Source organism: Pseudomonas fragi (assembly GCF_002269505.1).
Lineage (GTDB): Bacteria > Pseudomonadota > Gammaproteobacteria > Pseudomonadales > Pseudomonadaceae > Aquipseudomonas > Aquipseudomonas fragi_D.
Genome location: NZ_NQKQ01000008.1, coordinates 15,982 through 32,566 on the forward strand (window position 1 = coordinate 15,982; position 16,585 = coordinate 32,566).

The following is a 16,585-nucleotide window of genomic DNA, read 5'->3' on the forward strand; positions in this document are numbered from 1 at the left end:
GGGCTCCTCGAAGCAGTAGGGTGGATCAAGCAGGATAGACACTGCATGCGACCCTGGCGGTTTTGAAAACGTTCACGGCTTGTTGTGGGAGCGGGGGATCGTATGTTTAGCGCCGATGTAACTAAAGGTATAAAACCCTGCATTTAAACAACCCGGCCGGGCGTGTGAGGCTGGGTTCCCTTTTTGGCAACGGTTGCAGGTATGAGCAGCATTCAGTGCCACTGGCAGGCCTTCTGGGCCCTGTTTCACTGCCGTCATGCCCGCCCGCCGGATCTTCATCGTGCCGTCAAATCCTGAATGTGTGCGCCCTCCGGCGCCTGTCTGATACGAACCGATGAGTATTGCCATGAGTGCTGCAACCGCCTTTGCCCCGCTGCAACAAGCCCTGGATTTTCTGGAATTACATCCGCACATCGAGATGTTCGAACTGTTCATCATCGACAATAACGGCGTGCCTCGCGGCAAGCTGCTGCACCGCGACGAGTTGCTGGCGGTCTATGAGAGCGGCCGGCCGCTGCCAAGCACGATTCTGGGCTTGAGCATCAATGGCGACGATGTGGAAAACACGGGCCTGGTCTGGGATGTGGGCGATATCGACTGCCGCGCTTACCCCGTCAGCGGTAGTTTACAACCCATGCCGTGGCGCCTGATCCCCACGGCGGCAGTGCAGGTCAGCATGCATCCGCAGCAGGGCATGCCCGCCACGGTGGCCGACCCCAGGCACCTGCTGGCCAAGGTCATCGACGGCCTCAAGGCCGACGGCTATTACCCGGTGATGGCGGCGGAGCTGGAGTTTTACCTGCTCGACCAGCAGCGCGACAGCAACGGTCGCCCGCAACCGGCCCGCGATGCCGACGGGCAGCGTCCACGGGCGACCCAGGTTTATGGCTTGCGTGAACTGGAACAAATCGAGCCGTTTCTGGCCGATCTGTACAGCGCCTGCAAGCTCCAGGGGATACCTGCGCGCACGGCGATTTCCGAATATGCGCCGGGGCAGGTGGAAATTACCCTGGAACATCGCAGTGACGCGCTGCAGGCAATGGATGAAGCGGTGCGCTACAAACGTCTGGTCAAAGGCGTGGCGCACAAGCACGGGATGGTCGCGTGCTTTATGGCCAAGCCTTTCGATGACCTGGCCGGCACCGGCATGCACATGCACGTGAGCCTGGCCGACAAGGACGGCAATAATCTGTTCGCCAGCGAAGCGCCGGACGGTACGCCGTTGCTCAGGCAGGCGGTGGGCGGCATGCTCAGCACCTTGCTCGATTCGCTGTTGATGTTTTGCCCCAATGCCAACTCTTATCGCCGTTTCCAGAGCAACAGTTATGCGCCGCTGGCGGCGACCTGGGGCGTGGACAATCGTACGGTGAGCCTGCGAGTGCCAGGTGGTCCGGCGTTTTCACGGCACATTGAGCACCGCATTTGCGGCGCCGATGCCAACCCCTATCTGGCCGCAGCAGCCATTCTGGCCGGGATCCACCGTGGTATCCGTGAGCAACTCGACCCGGGTGCGCCGGTCGAAGGCAATGGCTATGCCCAGGCCAGCGAGCGGTTGCCGACCGACTGGCTGACCACCTTGCGTGCGCTGCAGGCTTCGCCGTGGGCAATAGAAGCGTTCGGTGCGGAGTTTCTCAAGGTCTACCTGGCAGTCAAAAACGCCGAATACCGCCAGTTTATGGGGGAAGTGGGTGAGCAGGACTGGCGTTGGTATTTGCAGCAGGCGTAATGCGTAGCAGTTGCCGAGGCCTGAAGAACACTTCAACTGTGGGAGCGAGCCTGCTCGCGAACGACCTTCGCGAGCAGGCTCGCTCCCACAGAGAGGGTTGACCGGCAACAGAGTATCTACAGGGATTGGCGTGATCCCTTGGTTTTCATACTTTTCTGACATTTTTTTCACTGGCGCCCCGTTAATCTCTGAGTCGATCATCATCAAACACAAGAGTTCGCGGGCCCATGTCATCGCAGCCACCTTCCACCCCTATAGAGCATGAGCTCGCCGAGCGGTATGACCGCGAGCATGCGAAGGTTTGCCTGCAAGTACAGCCGCAAGGTCTGGTACGCAGGTTGGCGTTGTGGCGCGAGCGGCGCCTGGTGCGCCGGGCGCTCAAGGTCGCGGGCGAGCCGGGCCTGATCCTCGATCTGGCTTGTGGCGCCGGGCGTTTTTGGCCGATTTTGGCCGAGCACGGCAATCGGGTGATCCTTGCCTGCGATTCGTCGCAGGCCATGCTCGATCACGCACAAACCCACCACCCGGTCAGCCTGCTGGCACGCATCAAGCTGTTTCAAAGCTCGGTGTTTTCCATCGATATTTCCGAGAACGCCGTGGACTGCATTTTTTGCATGCAGTTGTTCCACCATGTGCGCGACAGTGAGCATCGGCTGGCCATTTTACGCGAGCTGCACCGGGTCAGCCGTGATGGCCTGATCCTCTCGGTACCCCTAGGCCGTATTGCGCAGCAGGGCTGTGACCCGCTGCGTATCGTGGTGGACAAGGGCGAAATCGAAGACCAGTTCGAGCGGGCGGGCTTCAGCATCCTCAAACAGTACGAAGTGCTGCCCGGCTGTGGCATGGGCAGCATCTACATTCTGCGCAAGGACACTTAGTCCAGAGCCTTGAGCACCTCGTATGCCAACTTGACCCGTGCGTCGTTGGGGTAGTTCTTGTTGGCCAGAATGACGATTGCCTTTTGCTCGGCTGGTACAAATACCGTATAGGCGCCAAAACCGCCGGTTGAGCCGGTCTTGTTGACCCATACCGCCTGTTGCGGTGCCAGAGGCGGGTTCAGGGCAATAACGTCGTTGTTCTCATAAGCCATCTTGTTCGAGTTGCCTGCCAGCAGCGACTTGAGTTCGACAGGGTAAGGGTACTGCTCCCAGATCAGGTCCTGCGTCATCGGGCCCACGCGAAAATAACCGGTGTGGGTATCCGTCAGGGCCTTGCGCATCAGCGGGCTGGTTTCACCCAGGCCCAGGTTGAGCTCGGTAAAGTGAAGCAGGTCGCGGGCGCTGGTTTTCACCCCATACGCTTCATTGCCGAGCGCCCCGGAGTTGAGCCTGACCGCAGCATCCTGCTTGTCGTAGCCCTGGGCGTACAGCTCCATTTTGCTGGCGGGCACAGTCAGATAGGTGCTTTGCAGACCCAATGCCGGGAACAGTTGCTGCTCCATTGCCTGGGTAAACGGCATGTTCAGGCTTTTGGCCGTGAGCATGCCGAGCAAGCCGATGCTGGGGTTGGCGTAGCTGCGTTGGGTGCCCATCGGGTACAAGGGCTTCCAGCTCTTGAAGTAGTCCATCAACTGGCGCTGGTCCTGCACGTTGTCCGGGACCTGCAATGGAAAGCCGCCAGCCGTGTGGGTGGCCAGATGGGTCAATGTAACCTTGCCCAGAGGTGTGCCTTGCAACTGGGGTTCGTACTGGCCGACGGTGTCGTTGAGCGAAAGCTTGCCCTGGGCCTGGGCATAAGTGGCCAGGGTGGCAGTAAAAAGTTTGCTGACCGAGCCAACCTCGAACAGTGTGTCGGGGGTCACGGGCTGTTTGCTGGCTTTGGATGCCACGCCGAAGTTGTAGAAGTGTTGCTTGCCGTTGACGCTTATAGCGATGACCAGGCCGGGCACGGCGTACTCGCTCATGACGTGTTTGGCGCCGTTTTGCACCACCGTATCCAGGGCCGTGCCTTGAGCCAGTGCGTTACTGGAAAAAGCGTAAAGGCCTACCAGAGAAAGCGTTAATGCTGACAGTGTGCTGGTCATTTTCATGGAGGGTATCCTTGGTTTTTATAGTGCGCAAATCTACTCGTGCCCTTATGCGTTGGCCCGATTGGCTTGTCACATAATGTGTTGCAAAAAACTTGAGTAGCGCAGGATCAGGCAATTTATAGAGGAAATCACTCTAGGGATGCGGGTTTTAGATGGAAGTTTCGTAGGTTTTTTCGCGCACAACATGATGAGTCAATGTCCGGTAATCCCTGACGGCGATATATACTGCGCGCCATTCTTCAAGGGAGAGCCGTGTGGCCATCGATATTCACTGGATTCGCGACAACGATAGCCTCGGCCAACATTGCGCTGAATGGCAACAATTGCCGTTCGTAGCCCTCGACACCGAATTTATGCGGGTCGATACCTTTTACCCGATTGCCGGCCTGATCCAGATCGGCGACGGCACGCGGGCATACCTGATCGACCCGTTGACCATCGATAACTGGCAGCCTCTGGCCGATCTGCTGGAAAACCAGGCAGTGGTCAAAGTGCTGCATGCCTGCAGTGAAGACCTTGAGGTTTTACTGCGCCTGACCGGCAGCTTGCCGGTGCCGCTGTTTGACACCCAACTGGCAGCCGCCTACCTGAACCTGGGCTTCTCCATGGGCTACTCGCGCCTGGTCAAGGAAGTGCTGGACATCGACCTGCCCAAGGGCGAGACCCGTTCTGACTGGTTGCAACGCCCGCTGTCGGAAACCCAGATCAGCTACGCCGCCGAAGATGCCGTGCACCTGGCAGAAGTCTACAAGTTACTGCACCCGCGCCTGTCGGCCGACAAGTACAACTGGGTGCTGGAAGATGGCGCCGAGCTGGTTGCCAACCTGCGCCGCGAAACGGACCCCTACGAGGTGTACCGCGAAGCCAAGCTCGCCTGGAAACTGTCCCGGGCGCAACTGGCGGTACTGCGTGAAATCTGCGCCTGGCGCGAGCACCAGGCCCGTGCCCGTGATCTACCGCGTAACCGCGTAATCCGCGAACATGCGTTGTGGCCTCTGGCCAAAACCCAGCCTGACAACCTGGTAGCACTGGCACGCATTGAAGACATGCACCCGCGTACCGTGCGTCAGGATGGTGAGTTCTTGCTTGATCTGATCAAGCGTGCTGGCAGTCTACCGCCAGAACAATGGCCGCCTGCCGTGCCCGAGCCACTACCGGTCGAGGCTGCATTGCTGGTCAAGCGCCTGCGTGCCATCGGCCAGGCCGAGGCCGAGCGTTTGAACATTGCGCCGGAACTCATGCTGCGCAAGAAAACCCTGGAAGCCCTGCTCAAAAGCGGCTTCCCCAATGGCCCTTACCAATTGCCGGAATCACTGCGCGGCTGGCGCCGTGAGCTGATGGGCCAGGCCTTGCTCGATTGCCTGGCCACCGCTGGAGAACCGTCTTGAAACGTATTTGTTCGATCTACCGCAGCACTAAACGCAACGAAATGTACCTGTATGTACTCAAGGCCGATGCCCTGGAGCGCGTACCGGAAACCCTGATGCTGGCGTTCGGCAAGGCGATCCATGCCTTTGACCTGGTGTTGACGCCGGAGCGCAAGCTGTCGCGTGAAGACATCACCAAGGTGCTGGAAAACCTGGAGACCCAAGGCTATCACCTGCAAATGCCGCCGGCCGAAGACGAGTACATCGAGCACTTGCCCGAAGAGCTGCTGCGTCGCAACGACCCGATGTAAGTGCGGTGCCAGGTGCCCGGTTCCGGGCGCCTGTCTGAAACGGACTCATTTTGATTGGCGCTGGCCGAACGCGACGGGGCAAACCTCGGCGACGGGCGCTGGCAGTGTTTTGGAAAGGTTAGAAACATGCGCGTCCTGATTGCCGAGCACGATTACCCGCTGTACACCCAATTGCTGCAACGTATGGCCCCGGATCTTGAGGTGCAGTCCAGCGGTGATTCCGAGGAATTGTCGCGCATGGCGGGCGAGTGCCCGGTATGGCTGGGCCAGCCGGACCTGCTGGCGACCCTGATGCGCCAGGGCCACAAGCCTGCGTGGTTGCAGTCGACCTGGGCAGGCATCACGCCGTTGTTGGCCGAGGGGCTCAATCGTGACTATCGGCTGACCCGCGCGGTGGGTATTTTTGGCCAGGTAATGGCCGAATACGTTTTGACCTACATGCTCGGCCACGAACGTGAAGTCATGGCCAGGCTGGTCAGCCAGGTCGAGCGCAAATGGGACAACCGCATGGGCCAGAGCCTGGTTGGGCGCAAGGTACTGATCGTCGGGGCCGGGGATATTGGTCAGACCGTGGCGCAGTTTCTGCTGCCTTTTGGCGTTGAGTTGTATGCCATCGCCACAACCGCTCGCGAGTTGGCACCGTTCAAGGAAGTGGGTGTGCTGAGCGACTTGCCGCGCATGGTGGGGCAGGTGGATTACGTGATCAATCTGTTGCCCAATACTGCGGACACCCACGATGTGTACGATGCAGAGCTGTTTGCACAGTTCAACCCCAATGGGCTGTTTATCAACGCCGGGCGCGGTGTGGCCGTGGTTGATGCCGATCTGGTCGAGGCTTTGCGCGTGGGGCATCTGGCGGGGGCGGTGATTGACGTCTGCCGTCAGGAACCACTGCCGTCCAAGCATCCGTTCTGGACGGCCTGGGGCTTGCTGCTGACCGGTCACAGCTCGGCGCCGACCTCGCCACCGATGATGGCGCAGCTGTTTGTCGATAACCTGCGGGCCTATCAGGCGGGTGAGCCATTGCGTGGCGAAGTGGATTTCGACCGCGGTTACTGAACCGGTAGTCGCTGCCGCAGGCTGCGAGCTGTTGATGTTGAAAAGCTCGCAGCCTGCGGCAGCGACTACAGGGTTTGCACCAAGAGATGCATTTACAGGCTGAAATCGCCTTCAGCCACCAACTTGCTCAGCGGTTCGCGCTGGCTTGGCACTTCCTTGGCTTGCAGGTAATCCACCAGGCTCGACTTGTCACCGATCTTGCCGATCGCAACCATCGCCTGAACCTGGTAGCCCTCAGGGATTTTCAGCTCCTGGCGCGCGCGCTCAAAATCCAGCCCGCTCATGCCGTGGGTATGCCAGCCGCTCAAGTGCGCTTGCAGGGCCAGGTGGCCCCAGGCTGCGCCGGTATCAAAGGCATGGGTCGGTGCCGGTTTTTCTTCGGTGGTGCCCGGCGCTGCGAATGTGCTCTTGGACACAATCACCACCAGCGCAGCTGCATGCTTGGCCCAACCCTGGTTGAACTCCACCAGCAAGCTCAGGTAACGGTCAAAATCCTTGGTGCCACGCAGGGCGAACAGAAAACGCCAGGGTTGCGCGTTATAGGCCGACGGCGCCCAGCGTGCCGCTTCAAAAAAACTCAGCAGGGTGGCTTTATCGATGGTTGCGTCAGTAAAGGCGCGGGGCGACCAGCGCTGGGTAAATTGCTCGTGAATGCTGTGATCGGCTTTACGGCTGCTAGCGGGCATGGCGGTTTCCTGAGGTAAATGTAACGGCTCAATTCAGCGGTTAAAACTACTGGGATGCCGTCAAGCTGACAAGTCTGACGACAAGCCCTTGGCCCGCGGGGCCTTGGGCACTAGACTGGCGGCCTTTTCCACTCCCTGATGTTGATGTTTGAGCCATGGCCGCAATAGTTGAACCGTTCTGGATCCGCAAAACCCTCGATCAACTTGATCAAGAGGAATGGGAGTCGCTGTGCGACGGCTGCGGGTTGTGCTGCTTGCAAAAGCTCGAAGATGAAGACGACAACAGCGTCTACTACACGCGCATCGCCTGCAAACTGCTCGACCTGAAAACCTGCCAGTGCACTGACTACCCTAACCGTCGTGATTCAGTCCCGGACTGTATTCAACTGTCGCCGGGTAAGGCCGAAGAGTTCAAGTGGCTGCCGCCGACCTGCGGTTACCGGCTGGTGAGCGAGCGCAAGGATCTGCCGCTCTGGCACCATCTGGTGTGCGGCGACCCGGATGCTGTGCACCATGAACGCATTTCACAGTCAGGGCGCATGCTTGCTGAAGGCAGCGTGCCAGAAGAAGACTGGGAAGATCATCTGATTTTCCGCGCCGGCTAAGTGCCGGAGCGGTTAGCAAGGAGCGTATATGCCGCTGCGTTACACATTGCCCCTGGGTTTGCTGCTGATGCTGGCGGCGGGCCCGCTGTGGGCGGCGCAAAAAGTTGCGCTCGACTACCACGTACATCTGCTGCCCAAAAGCGATCAGGCCGAGGTGCGGATCACCCTTGCCGAAGGTTCTGCCGTGCGCAGCCTGGATTTCGACCTGGGCGCGCCGGGCAGTTACAGCGATTTCAAGGCCGACGGGCAATGGCAACTGAGCGCTGACCCGGCGCATAGCCGTGGCCTTTGGCGTCCGGCACCGGGCAGTGCCAGCCTGAGTTACCGGGTACGCCTGAGCCAGCCGCGCAAGAACGGCGCGTTCGACACTCGCATCACTACGGATTGGGCATTGTTTCGCGGAGAACAACTGATCCCGCCCGCCAACCTTGATCAACAGGATGGTGTCGAGCTGGTGTCGCGGCTTGAATTCGAACTGCCTTCAGGCTGGAAAAGCGTGGAAACCGCCTGGCCGCGCATCGGCAAAAACCGCTTCCGTATCGACGATGTCTCGCGACTGTTCGACCGGCCCACCGGCTGGATGCTCGCGGGTAACCTGGGCAGCCGCCGTACCACTCTGGGCGAAACCGAAGTCACGGTGAGCGCGCCGAAGGGGCAGGGCATGCACCGTATGGATGTGCTGACCCTGCTGACGTTTGTCTGGCCGCAGGTGCAGGCGGTGTTCCCGCGCAACCCGGCCAAACTGCTGATCGTCGGTGCGGGCAGCCCGATGTGGAAAGGCAGCGTAGCGGGGCGCAACTCGATTTACCTCTACAGCGGTTTGCCGCTGGTCAGCGAGAGCGGTTCCAGCCCGTTGTTGCGAGAGGTGGTGCAGTTGTTCAGCGGCATCAACGACGAGCCAGGGCATGACTGGATCGGCGAGGGCCTGAGTGAGTATTACGCCATTGAGCTGATGCGTCGCGCCGGCGGCATGAGTGATGAGCGTTACCAGACCCTGCAACACAGGCTCAACGCTGCCGGTAAAAATGTCACCCGCTTGCGTGGCCAGCAGGCCAACGCGGCAATGGTTGCGCGGGCAGTCACGCTGTTGCAGGCGCTGGACCGTGAAATCCGTTTGCAGACCCACAGTAAGCGCTCGCTGGATGATGTCAGCCAGGCGCTGATGCGCATGGACAAGGTCAATACCGCGAGCTTTATCCAGCTCAGTGAAAGCGTGCTGGGCGGCGCCTCCGAAGTACTGGACAGCCCGCTGTTGCGCTGACCCCCTCCACCCCCCATCCGTAGCAGCAGCTGCCGAAGGAACGAGGCTGCGTTCGGCGGCGAAGCCGTCGTAAACCATTCAGCCCGGTGTATCAGATGCGCCGTGACTACCGGGTTTACGACCGCTTCGCGCTCGGACGCAGCCTCGTTCCTTCGGCAGCTGCTGCTACGGATATGTTCGTGTTTTTTTACGCCTTCTTTACGCCCCCGCATCCCTCTCGATCTCGATCCTTTACGACCTGTTTGCTCACACTCATGCCATACGCGGCAGGTGCCGCCTGGGGAGAGTTGTCATGGGTATTCTGGATGGGGTGTCGCTGCTGCTGGCAGTGGCGCTGTTCGTTTATCTGCTGGTTGCGCTGTTGCGCGCAGATCGGAACTAGGAGCGGGTATGCACAGTTATGACTATGGGCTGATCCTCGCTTTTTTTGCCCTGGTGCTGTTGCCCGCACCCTGGCTGGGGCGTTTTTACTACAAGGTGATGGAGGGCCAGCGCACTTGGCTGAGCCCGGTTCTGGGGCCCGTCGAAAAGGTCTGCTATCGCATCGCCGGGGTCGACCCGGCCACCGAGCAAAGCTGGCAGAAGTACACCCTGGCCCTGCTGGTCTTCAATCTGGTGGGCTTTGTGCTGTTGTTCGCCATTTTGCTGTTGCAGCAGTACCTGCCACTCAACCCCCAGCAGTTGCCGGGGCAGGAGTGGACGCAGGCCTTCAATACCGCGGTGAGTTTTGTCACCAACACCAACTGGCAGAGCTACAGCGGTGAAGCCAGCCTGAGCTACTTCAGCCAGATGGCCGGGCTGACCGTGCAGAATTTTGTCAGCGCCGCCACCGGCCTGGCTGTGCTGGTCGCCTTATGCCGTGGCATCAGCCGCCGCTCGGCGCACACGCTGGGCAACTTCTGGGTCGACATGACCCGGGCCACGCTCTACGGCTTGCTGCCGCTGTGCCTGGTGCTGGCGTTGTTCCTGGTCTGGCAGGGCGTGCCGCAAACCTTCGCCCATTACGTCAATGCCGTCACCCTGCAGGGAGCAGATCAAGTGATCCCGCTGGGCCCGGCTGCCAGCCAGATTGCGATCAAGCAACTGGGCACCAACGGCGGCGGCTTTTTCGGCGTGAACTCGGCGCACCCGTTTGAGAACCCGAGTGCCTGGAGCAACCTGTTCGAGCTGGCCTCGATCATCCTGATCCCGGTGGCGCTGGTATTCACATTCGGCCATTACGTCAAAGACCTGCGTCAGAGCCGCGCAATCATCGCCTGCATGCTGGCCTTGTTCCTGATCGGCGGCGGCACGGCGCTGTATGCCGAGTACCAGCCGAACCCGGCACTCAACAGCCCGCTGGTCGAACAGAGCGCACCGCTGGAAGGCAAGGAAGCACGCTTCGGCACCACCGGCAGTGTGCTGTGGACCGAAACCACGACCTCGGCCTCCAACGGCTCGGTCAACGCTATGCACGATAGCCTCAACCCGCTGACCGGGATGGTGGCGCTGGTCAACATGATGGTCGGCGAAGTGATCTTCGGCGGTGTCGGTGCCGGGCTCTACGGCATGTTGCTCAACGTGTTGATCGCGGTATTTCTCGCCGGCCTGATGATCGGTCGCACCCCTGAATACCTCGGTAAAAAATTGCAGGCCAGGGAAGTCCAGTTGCTGGTGGTGACCTTGCTGGTGATGCCGGTGGGCGTGCTGGTACTGGGTTCAATTGCTGCCGTACTGCCTAGTGCCGTGGCCTCGGTCAGCAACCCCGGGCCCCACGGTTTCAGTCAGGTGCTGTACGCCTTTACATCGGCCAGTGCCAACAACGGGTCGGCATTTGCCGGGCTGAATGCCAACACACCGTTTTACAACCTGATGCTGGGACTGGGCATGTTGATCGGGCGCTTCGGTTACATCCTGCCGGTGCTGGCACTGGCTGGCAGCCTCGCGCTGAAGAAGTCCGCACCCATTGGCCAGAACAGTTTTCCAACCCACGGCCCGCTCTTTGTTGCACTGCTGACCGTGACCATTTTGCTGGTGGGTGGCTTGACCTTCCTGCCGACATTGGCCCTTGGCCCAATCGCTGAACACCTGACCCTGGGCTTCTAAGGAGACGATGATGACTATGCCTGCTCCTGTTTCAAAGTTGACGCCAACACCTGAAACCAAGGCCCCCGAGTCGCCGAAAACGTCCTTCGCCGATATCTGGCGCCAGGCGCTGTTGCAAGCGTTCGTCAAACTCGACCCGCGTCAGTTGAAACGCTCGCCGGTGATGCTGGTGGTCGAGCTGACGGCGATCTTCACCACGGTGCTGTGCTTTATCCCCGAGCCTGCGGTGCCCACCGGGGTGGCGGTGCAAATCGCCCTGTGGTTGTGGTTTACCGTGCTGTTCGCCAACTTTGCCGAAGCCCTGGCCGAAGGTCGCGGCAAGGCCCGCGCCGATAGCCTCAAAGCTGGCAGCGTGGGCTTGAGTGCGCGTCGGCGCACGGCCACAGGCGGCTTTGAAATCGTCCCGGCGACCCGCTTGCGCAAAGGTGATGTGGTGCGCGTCGAAGCGGGGGAGATGATCCCCGGCGACGGCGAGGTGATTGAAGGGATTGCCGCGGTCAACGAAGCGGCGATTACCGGCGAATCGGCGCCGGTGATCCGTGAATCTGGCGGTGATCGCTCGGCGGTGACCGGCAATACGCGGCTGGTCAGTGACTGGTTGCTGGTGCAAATCAGCGCCAACCCTGGCGAGTCCACCCTGGATCGGATGATCGCGCTGGTCGAAGGCGCCAAACGGCAGAAAACCCCTAACGAGATCGCTCTGGATATTCTGCTGATCGGCCTGACCCTGATCTTCCTGATCGTGGTCGTGACCTTGCAACCGTTCGCTTACTTTGCCGGTGGCAGCTTGCCCCTGGTGTTTCTGGTGGCCCTGCTGGTGACGCTGATTCCGACCACCATCGGCGGCTTGCTGTCGGCCATCGGCATTGCCGGCATGGACCGCCTGGTGCGTCTCAACGTGATTGCCAAGTCGGGGCGGGCGGTTGAAGCCGCGGGTGACGTGCATGTGCTGATGCTCGACAAGACCGGCACCATCACCTTCGGTAACCGCCGCTGCACGGCACTGTATGCCGCCCCCGGCGTGACGGCCAAAGAGCTGGCAGAGGGTGCATTACGCGCCTCGCTGGCGGACGAGACGGCAGAGGGCAAGTCCATCGTGGAGTTTATTCGGGGCCAGCACAGCCTGCCCGAGTTGCCAGTGTCAGACTTCACGGCCGTGCCGTTTACCGCTGAAACCCGCCTGTCGGGTATCGACTACAACGGCCGGGTGTACCGCAAAGGGGCCGTGGATTCTGTGCTGGCCTTTATCGGCCTCAAACGCGGCGAACTGTTGCCGGCCCTGTCCCGGGAAATCGACAAGATCGCCCAGAGCGGCGGCACTCCTTTGCTGGTGTGTGCCCAGGGCAAGCTGCTGGGCGCCATCCACCTCAAGGACGTGGTCAAGCCGGGTATTCGCGAGCGTTTTGCCGAGCTGCGCAAGCTCGGCATCCGCACCGTGATGGTGACGGGCGATAACCCGTTGACCGCCGCCGCGATTGCCGCTGAAGCCGGGGTGGACGACGTGCTGGCCGAGGCCACGCCGGAGAAAAAACTGGCGCGCATACGCCATGAGCAAAATGACGGGCGTTTGGTGGCCATGTGCGGTGACGGCGCCAACGACGCCCCGGCACTGGCCCAGGCCGATGTGGGCATGGCCATGAACGATGGCACCCAGGCTGCTCGTGAGGCAGCGAACATGGTCGATCTGGACAGCGACCCCACCAAATTGCTGGATGTGGTGCAGATCGGCAAGGAGTTGCTGGTGACCCGTGGCGCATTGACCACGTTCTCGATCGCCAACGACGTGGCCAAGTACTTCGCGATCCTGCCGGCGCTGTTTGCCTCGATCTACCCGCAGCTGGGCGTGCTCAACGTGATGGGCCTGCAGAGCCCGCAAAGTGCCATTTTGTCAGCCATTGTGTTCAACGCACTGATCATCGTGGTGCTGATCCCGCTGGCGCTGCGTGGCGTAAGGGTGCAGGCGGCCAGTGCGGCACACCTGTTGCGCCGCAATCTGCTGATTTACGGCGTAGGCGGGCTGGTGGTGCCGTTTGTGGGCATCAAGCTGATCGACATGCTGCTGACGGCGTTGCATCTGGTTTAAGCATTGGAGGGTTACACCATGACTACTTTTTTACGTCCGGCCCTGAGCCTGATGCTGTTGATGACCGCAATCACCGGCGTGATCTACCCGCTGACCGTTACCGGCATTGCCCAACTGGCCTTCCCGGAACAGGCCAATGGCAGCCTGGTGCGTGACAATACCGGCAAGGTGCTGGGGTCGGCATTGATTGCGCAGGATTTCAGCGGTGACGGCTGGTTCCATCCGCGGCCATCGGCGGGTGCGTTTGCCACCGTGGCCAGTTCGGCCAGCAACCTGGCACCGAGCAACCCGGCGCTGGCGACACGGGTCAAGGACAGTGCCGCCCAACTTGCCGTGCCGGGCCAGGGGCCAGTCCCCCTGGCGCTGCTGACCACTTCGGGCAGCGGGCTCGACCCGCACTTGCCACCAGAGGCAATACGCTATCAACTAGCCCGTGTCGCTGCCGCTCGCAGCTTGCCGGTACAGGCTGTTGAGCAACTGGTGGCGGAGCATATCGAACAGCCGTTGGTGGGGCCGCCGGTGGTTAACGTGTTGCTGTTGAACCGGGCGTTGGCGCAGCTCAATAACTGACACCACCATGTGTGGGAGCAGGCTTGCTCGCGATGGCAGCACTGCGGTTTATCTGACGGACCGCATCGCTTGCATCGCGAGCAAGCCCGCTCCCACAGGTCGTACTGACACAGGGACACCCCATGACTCATTCCGCCCGCGCCGATGCGCTGCTAGCCGATCTACCTCGCGCAGGCCGTGGACGGCTCAAAGTGTTTCTCGGTGCGGCACCCGGCGTGGGCAAAACCTACGCGATGCTGCAGGCTGCCCACACTCAACTGCGCCAGGGTGTCGAAGTACTGGCCGGGGTGGTCGAAACCCACGGCAGGGCCGAAACTGAAGCCTTGCTCAACGGCTTGCTTCAGCAACCGATGCTGCGCTCGGAATATCGCGGTGTGCAGCTTGAGGAAATGGACCTCGATGGCCTGCTCGCCGCCAGGCCCAAGCTGGTGCTGGTCGATGAACTGGCCCACAGTAACGCCCCCGGCAGCCGTCATGCCAAGCGCTGGCAGGATGTGCAGGAGCTGCTTGCGGCCGGGATCGATGTCTACACCACGGTCAACGTCCAGCATCTGGAAAGTCTGAACGACCAGGTGCGTGGCATCACCGGCGTGCAAGTGCGCGAAACCGTGCCCGACTGGGTGGTGCAGGAAGCCTACGAACTGCTGTTGATCGACCTGCCGCCCCGTGAATTGCTGGAGCGTCTGCGCGAGGGCAAGGTGTATGTGCCGGAGCAGGCGCGGGCGGCGATCGATGCGTTTTTCAGCCAGACCAACCTCAATGCCCTGCGCGAACTGGCGATGCAGACGGCTGCGGTGTATGTCGACGATGAACTGGACAAGGGTTACCGCCAGCAGGGGCAATCGGCCCCGGCGCTGCGTGGGCGTTTGCTGGTGGGGATCGACGGCGATACCCATGCCGAGCGCCTGGTGCGTCATGCCAGCCGGGTTGCGGAGCGTCGGCATCTGCCCTGGAGCCTGGTGCATGTGGACAACGGTCGGGTGCGCGACGAGCAATCACGCCTGCGCCTGCAAAGCGCCCAGCAACTGGCCGAGCGCCTTGGCGGCGAGGTGGTGTTGCTGCGTGCCGCGGAAGTGGCCAAAACCCTGATCCAGCACGCCAGCGAACGCCGGGCCAGCTTGCTGCTGGTCGGCCAGTCGCGGTTGACCTGGCGCCGTCGCCTGTTTGGCGGCGGGCTGGCGGCGCGATTGCTGCGCGACGCTCATGGCCTGGAAATCAACGTGCTCGACAATGAGCAATCGCCGATGCCCACCGTCAGCCGCAGTGAACATTCGCTGGTGTGGTTCGACTACGGCCTGGCGCTGATTGCCACGGTACTGGCCAGTGCGCTGGCGTGGGGGGTGTCCAGCGTGCTGGCGCTGCCGAACATTTCCCTGGTGTTCCTCGCCGCCGTGTTGCTGGTGGCCGTGCGCAGCAGTCTGGGACCGTCGCTGGCGTGTGCGGCGCTGTCATTTCTGGCCTATGACTTTTTGTTTATCCCGCCCAATTTCTCCTTCAGCATCCAGCGCGAAGAAGATGTCCTGACCCTGGTGTTCTTTTTGCTCATGGCGGCATTGACCGGCAACCTCGCGGCCCGCCAGCGCCGACAGTTGCAGGCCTTGCGCGACACCCAGCACGAAACCACCGAACTGCTCGACCTGTCGCGCAAGCTGACCGCCGCCACCGACCGCAAGGCCGTGGTCAATGCTGCCGGGCAGCATTTGAGCGGCTGGAAAGAACTGGAGGTGTGCCTGCTCAATCGCGATGGCAATGGTGGCTGGGACGTTGAAACCGGCGGGCCATTACAGCTCTCCGAGGCCGAGCGCGCCGCTGCGGACTGGGCCTGGGCCCACGACCAGCCTGCGGGCAAGGGCACCGGTACCTTGCCGATGGGGCGTTGGTGGTGGTGGCCGATCAGCGCCGAGGAGGGGCCATTGGCCTTGCTCGGTGTGTGCCCCAAACAGGGACATTTGTTGGGGGGGCAGCGCCGCAGATTGCTGATGGCCCTCAGCCAACCCCTGGCCCAGGCGCTGGCCCGTGCGCGCTTGGCCCAGGACCTGGAAGCGGCCCGCCTGCATGGCGAAACCGAGCAATTGCGCAGCGCGCTGCTGGCGTCGGTGTCCCATGACCTGCGTACGCCGCTGACCAGCATGCGCGGCAGTATCGACACCCTGCTGGCCTTGGGCGAGGCGATCCCGTTGAGCGACCGGCGCGAGTTGCTTGAAGGCACCCGCGATGAGGCCGAGCGGCTGGACCGCTATATCCAGAACCTGCTGGACATGACTCGCCTGGGCCACGGCGCGCTCAAGCTGGCACGCGACTGGGTTTCGCCTGCCGACATTGCCGGCAGTGCTTTGAACCGCTTGCGTGCGGTGCTGGCGCCCTTGCAGGTGCAGGTGGATGTACCGGCGCAATTGCCGCTGTTGCACGTGCATGGCGCACTGATCGAGCAGGCGCTGGTCAATGTGCTGGAAAACGCGGCGCGCTTTTCACCGCCCCATGGCCTGCTGCAATTGAGTGCAGGCGCGGACGGCAGCGAATTGTGGTTCGCCGTGAGTGACCAGGGCCCGGGGATTCCCGAGGAGGACCGGGCGAAGATTTTCGATATGTTCTACACCGCGGCGCGGGGCGATCGCGGCGGCCAGGGCACGGGGCTGGGGCTCGCCATCTGCCAGGGCATGGTGGGGGCCCACGGCGGGCGGATCAGCGTCGGCGAGGGCATTGGCGGCCAGGGTACGTGCATTACCCTGTATTTGCCGTTGAGCCTTCAACCGGGCCCCGAGAATGAAGGACCGGAAGGTGAAGACTGATACTCTTTGGCCAT

The 16,585-nt window shown here is 61.5% G+C and carries 14 protein-coding genes; 12 read left to right on the forward strand and 2 right to left on the reverse strand.

Translation table 11 applies throughout. The annotated features are described in order from the left end of the window. Positions 1-346: 346 nt before the first annotated feature. Together CJU81_RS09145 and CJU81_RS09150 are read left to right on the forward strand one after the other, a co-directional pair. Positions 347-1,726, forward strand: coding sequence for a glutamine synthetase family protein (locus tag CJU81_RS09145; protein WP_095036330.1), 1,380 nt, complete (start codon positions 347-349; stop codon positions 1,724-1,726). 227 nt (positions 1,727-1,953) lie between these two features. Continuing rightward, on the forward strand, positions 1,954-2,604 hold the full coding sequence (locus tag CJU81_RS09150) for a class I SAM-dependent methyltransferase (protein WP_095036331.1): 651 nt from the start codon (positions 1,954-1,956) through the stop codon (positions 2,602-2,604). Here the strand turns inward: CJU81_RS09150 and ampC are convergent. Continuing rightward, positions 2,601-3,755 (reverse strand): class C beta-lactamase, encoded by a 1,155-nt coding sequence (gene ampC / locus CJU81_RS09155; protein WP_095036332.1) that lies wholly within the window; start codon positions 3,753-3,755, stop codon positions 2,601-2,603. The two genes, CJU81_RS09150 and ampC, sit on opposite strands and share 4 nt — an antisense overlap. A 254-nt stretch (positions 3,756-4,009) precedes the next feature. Here ampC and rnd point away from each other — a divergent pair, with 254 nt between their 5' ends. The 3 genes from rnd (at position 4,010) to CJU81_RS09170 (ending at position 6,492) form a co-directional block, all read left to right on the forward strand. Continuing rightward, positions 4,010-5,143: a ribonuclease D gene (rnd, locus tag CJU81_RS09160; RefSeq protein ID WP_095036333.1), complete on the forward strand. Its 1,134-nt coding sequence runs from the start codon at positions 4,010-4,012 to the stop codon at positions 5,141-5,143. Continuing rightward, positions 5,140-5,433 carry a YcgL domain-containing protein gene (locus CJU81_RS09165; RefSeq protein ID WP_016780093.1) on the forward strand — a complete coding sequence of 98 codons (294 nt, stop codon included), beginning with the start codon at positions 5,140-5,142 and terminating at the stop codon, positions 5,431-5,433. Before rnd ends, CJU81_RS09165 begins: the two co-directional genes overlap by 4 nt. A 126-nt stretch (positions 5,434-5,559) precedes the next feature. After that, a complete protein-coding gene (locus CJU81_RS09170) occupies positions 5,560-6,492 on the forward strand; it encodes a D-2-hydroxyacid dehydrogenase (protein WP_095036334.1) in 933 nt (310 codons plus the stop codon). 92 nt (positions 6,493-6,584) lie between these two features. Here the strand turns inward: CJU81_RS09170 and CJU81_RS09175 are convergent, their stop codons facing one another. Beyond that, on the reverse strand, positions 6,585-7,178 hold the full coding sequence (locus CJU81_RS09175; RefSeq protein WP_095036335.1) for a nitroreductase family protein: 594 nt from the start codon (positions 7,176-7,178) through the stop codon (positions 6,585-6,587). A gap of 155 nt (positions 7,179-7,333) precedes the next feature. Between CJU81_RS09175 and CJU81_RS09180 the strand changes: the two genes are divergently transcribed. The 7 genes from CJU81_RS09180 (at position 7,334) to CJU81_RS09210 (ending at position 16,571) form a co-directional block, all read left to right on the forward strand. Continuing rightward, entirely contained in the window at positions 7,334-7,783 is a 450-nt protein-coding gene (locus tag CJU81_RS09180) for a YcgN family cysteine cluster protein (protein WP_095028460.1), read from the forward strand. Between the two features lie 28 nt (positions 7,784-7,811). Further along, positions 7,812-9,044 (forward strand): hypothetical protein, encoded by a 1,233-nt coding sequence (locus tag CJU81_RS09185; protein WP_095036336.1) that lies wholly within the window; start codon positions 7,812-7,814, stop codon positions 9,042-9,044. A 292-nt stretch (positions 9,045-9,336) separates the two neighbouring features. After that, on the forward strand, positions 9,337-9,426 hold the full coding sequence (gene kdpF, locus CJU81_RS09190) for a K(+)-transporting ATPase subunit F (protein WP_016780098.1): 90 nt from the start codon (positions 9,337-9,339) through the stop codon (positions 9,424-9,426). A gap of 8 nt (positions 9,427-9,434) precedes the next feature. Continuing rightward, positions 9,435-11,129 carry a potassium-transporting ATPase subunit KdpA gene (gene kdpA / locus CJU81_RS09195; protein WP_095036337.1) on the forward strand — a complete coding sequence of 565 codons (1,695 nt, stop codon included), beginning with the start codon at positions 9,435-9,437 and terminating at the stop codon, positions 11,127-11,129. Between the two features lie 10 nt (positions 11,130-11,139). After that, positions 11,140-13,212, forward strand: coding sequence for a potassium-transporting ATPase subunit KdpB (gene kdpB, locus CJU81_RS09200; RefSeq protein WP_095036338.1), 2,073 nt, complete (start codon positions 11,140-11,142; stop codon positions 13,210-13,212). 18 nt (positions 13,213-13,230) lie between these two features. Next, complete coding sequence (gene kdpC / locus CJU81_RS09205) at positions 13,231-13,782, forward strand: potassium-transporting ATPase subunit KdpC (RefSeq protein ID WP_095036339.1); 552 nt, start codon at positions 13,231-13,233, stop codon at positions 13,780-13,782. Between the two features lie 122 nt (positions 13,783-13,904). Beyond that, complete coding sequence (locus CJU81_RS09210; protein WP_095036340.1) at positions 13,905-16,571, forward strand: sensor histidine kinase; 2,667 nt, start codon at positions 13,905-13,907, stop codon at positions 16,569-16,571. Positions 16,572-16,585: the final 14 nt, after the last annotated feature.